The 2,532-nt window shown below is 39.2% G+C and carries 5 protein-coding genes; all 5 read right to left on the bottom strand.

Annotation, left to right across the window (positions count from 1 at the left end):
- Window positions 1-37: 37 nt before the first annotated feature.
- Window positions 38-808 (bottom strand): metallophosphoesterase family protein, encoded by a 771-nt coding sequence (locus AC3WVG_RS11385; RefSeq protein WP_488798237.1) that lies wholly within the window; start codon window positions 806-808, stop codon window positions 38-40.
- Window positions 808-1,212, bottom strand: coding sequence for a hypothetical protein (locus AC3WVG_RS11380; RefSeq protein ID WP_488798236.1), 405 nt, complete (start codon window positions 1,210-1,212; stop codon window positions 808-810). The genes AC3WVG_RS11385 and AC3WVG_RS11380 overlap by 1 nt, the downstream gene beginning before the upstream one ends.
- 81 nt (window positions 1,213-1,293) lie before the next feature.
- Window positions 1,294-1,611: a hypothetical protein gene (locus AC3WVG_RS11375; RefSeq protein WP_488798235.1), complete on the bottom strand. Its 318-nt coding sequence runs from the start codon at window positions 1,609-1,611 to the stop codon at window positions 1,294-1,296.
- A 9-nt stretch (window positions 1,612-1,620) separates the two neighbouring features.
- Entirely contained in the window at window positions 1,621-2,175 is a 555-nt protein-coding gene (locus AC3WVG_RS11370) for a hypothetical protein (protein WP_488798234.1), read from the bottom strand.
- Between the two features lie 5 nt (window positions 2,176-2,180).
- A partial coding sequence (locus AC3WVG_RS11365) for a universal stress protein (RefSeq protein ID WP_488798233.1) occupies window positions 2,181-2,532 on the bottom strand: 352 nt, incomplete at its 5' end.

The following is a 2,532-nucleotide window of genomic DNA, read 5'->3' as shown; positions in this document are numbered from 1 at the left end:
AAAAGGTTTATAAAATTTTGTAACTTATCTAAAAAAATTATAAAATTTTTGGAATCTCTATCTCTTTATAGTCAGAGTCAGATCCTGTTGAGTCTGTCTGATTGTAAATCAGGCTGTCTATCTTTTTTATTTCTTTATCGGGATTGAAAGATATCCTTTCCCGAGATATTTCATTTTCTCGGGTATCGTAAAGTAAAATGTCAGCAGCGGCTTCAGGTTGTGGCAGATAACCAACCGTTCCACACTGAACTAAAATTTTTGCCTCAGCTGAAATGGTTAAAGTTTTTTGACTGTTTAAGTTGAGTTTAGACAAGCTCCAATGACTGTTTTTTACCCATACCCTAGTAGTGTGGGTATGTCCTGTAAAAATAATTTTTGGACCTGACCCGATTAAATTGACTGCTACTTGCCACTTGTAAGTAAGATAAGTAAAAGCCTTAGGTTTAAACCATGAAGCGTGACTAAATCCAATATTATCAATTTTTTTGCGAAGTGGCAGCTGACGCAGCCATTTTTTTTCATCACTGCTTAATAGTTTTTGGGTCCAGATAAGGCTAGCTAGAGCTCGTTGAGAGTAGCCTTCCAGACCAATAAAGTCTCCCCCAACACTTCGATCGTGATTTCCTTGAACAGCTACTAATCCATCCCACTCAGACAAAAGTTGAATACATTCTTTTGGACTTGCCCCGTACCCTACAGCGTCGCCCAAAAAGATAGTCAGGTCGGGTTTTATTTTTTGAATGAATCGATACACTTTTTCCAGGGCGGTAAAATTTGCGTGAATATCAGAAAATATAGCTAAGAGCATTAGTTTACTTCCAATAAAGGTTTAAAGGTAGATTTTTGGATTTTTCTGACCACTCCTAGCTTAAAAATTGTTTTTAAACCGTTTTGCCGGGGATTTCCAGCCAGAATTTTTTTGGGTTTATATTTTTTGACCATGTTCATGGCGGCAATAGAAGGAACAACGTCTTCAATAATGCGCAATCCCCAGATGAGTCTTTCCTGTCTTAATTTAATTAATGTCTTGCTCAATAATGAAAAGGTTTTGATCCTGAAAATTTCAGCCTCCTGGGGAATAAGGTTATTGGGAATAAAAGTGATGTAAAGTATTCCCCAATTTTTGCGGGCAAGTTTTACACTTTGTTTCAATATCTTAGCAGCATACTGGTCAGGCCGGATAAAGACTAGACAAAGGGGCTTCGCTGCCAAGTATCCGGGATTGAATAGTGGGTGTCCACTTTCACCCAGGATGCATGGGGATAGGGAAGAAATATCTTTTAAATAATGATTTTAAAATCCGGGCTGACTTTCGATGTCAGAGTCGCGGTAGTCACGATAGTCGTGTCTCCTGAGAAAAGCATATCCTAGCGCAGCAATAGCTAAAATGCCCAAAAAAGAAATAAGCACCGGATGGGTCCAGTAAATACCTACCCACCAGCTTCCATCAGCAGAGACATTTTTGTATAAAAAGATACCAGGTAGGTCTATCGCCAGCAGGCCCAGAAACTGGTAAATAAGCAGAAATGGGAGCAGAATATGGTTAAGAGAATAGAAGGCCATCCAGAAATGACGTAAAAAATTAAGCCATACAGGTTTGTTTTGGTCCATAATTTCCCCCTATTTGTTTTTAATATAGACAAAGTAGCCTATGAGAATGGCTGCAATGAGGACCATCTCCACGAAAGTAAATTTAAAAATAAAGAGGGAGATTTTCCTCTGGGTGGGGTTCATGGGCAGCCAGATTTTATTCATGATAAAACGCCATATGGTCTTGTTTATGCCTTTACCGGTGTATAGGCGGTAATATTCACGTAGACTTGTTAGCCAGTATAGGGCCCATTTGCTTAAGTTCTCATCCTCGGGCTCAGAGAATGAATAGGCGATTTCCGTGTTGTTGCCAGCATCGGCCTCTCTCGCCCAAAAGGTTAGGCCTAAAGGTTCTATTTTAGCCTGCCAGATTTTCTCTTGAGGGTTAAATTCTTGTTCCAGACTTATACTCAGGTTTTTTTTCAAAAATGCATCTTCTACTTCGAAGTTTTTAATCTCAAATTTTTTGGGCAAATACCAGTGGGGATTAAGTCTGGCTAAATTGTGCAAATTTAGATCTTCCCAAAATCTGTTTATCCAGGGAAGATTGATCTTATGCCAGTTTATTTTTTGTTGTGTATCCATAATATTTAAACAGCAATGACTAGAGGACATGGCATGAGAGGATGAAGGTCCTTGTTTGTTAGTCTGGCTTTAAATCCAGGGGCCTGTTTTTTTTGATAAGCACCGATTATGGCCACATCTGCTTTAACATCCTGAGCGACTTGGGCCAGGACTTCTTCTAGTTTTCCTACCTTGCGTATATATTCTGTTGGCAGATGGCTGAATTTTTGTTTTAGCCTGTCCCATAGCTTGTCAATCTCTGAATTGATCTCATTTTCGACATACTGGGCAAAACGATTACGCGTAGCAGAGGTATTTAACCAATCATCACCCGTCATAAACTGCCAGTCACTGTTGATAATGCTCAAAACATAGAGT

This window comes from Desulfovulcanus sp. (genome assembly GCF_982781345.1).
Note: the sequence above shows the minus strand (reverse complement) of the source record. Positions and strands in the feature narration are given on the sequence as shown.

Excerpts from the sequence above, each read along its gene's own strand:
- AC3WVG_RS11385 (WP_488798237.1), bottom strand. The coding sequence starts at position 808 with ATGCTCTTAGCTATATTTTCTGATATTCACGCAAATTTTACCGCCCTG.
- AC3WVG_RS11375 (WP_488798235.1), bottom strand. The coding sequence starts at position 1,611 with ATGGACCAAAACAAACCTGTATGGCTTAATTTTTTACGTCATTTCTGG.
- AC3WVG_RS11370 (WP_488798234.1), bottom strand. The coding sequence starts at position 2,175 with ATGGATACACAACAAAAAATAAACTGGCATAAGATCAATCTTCCCTGG.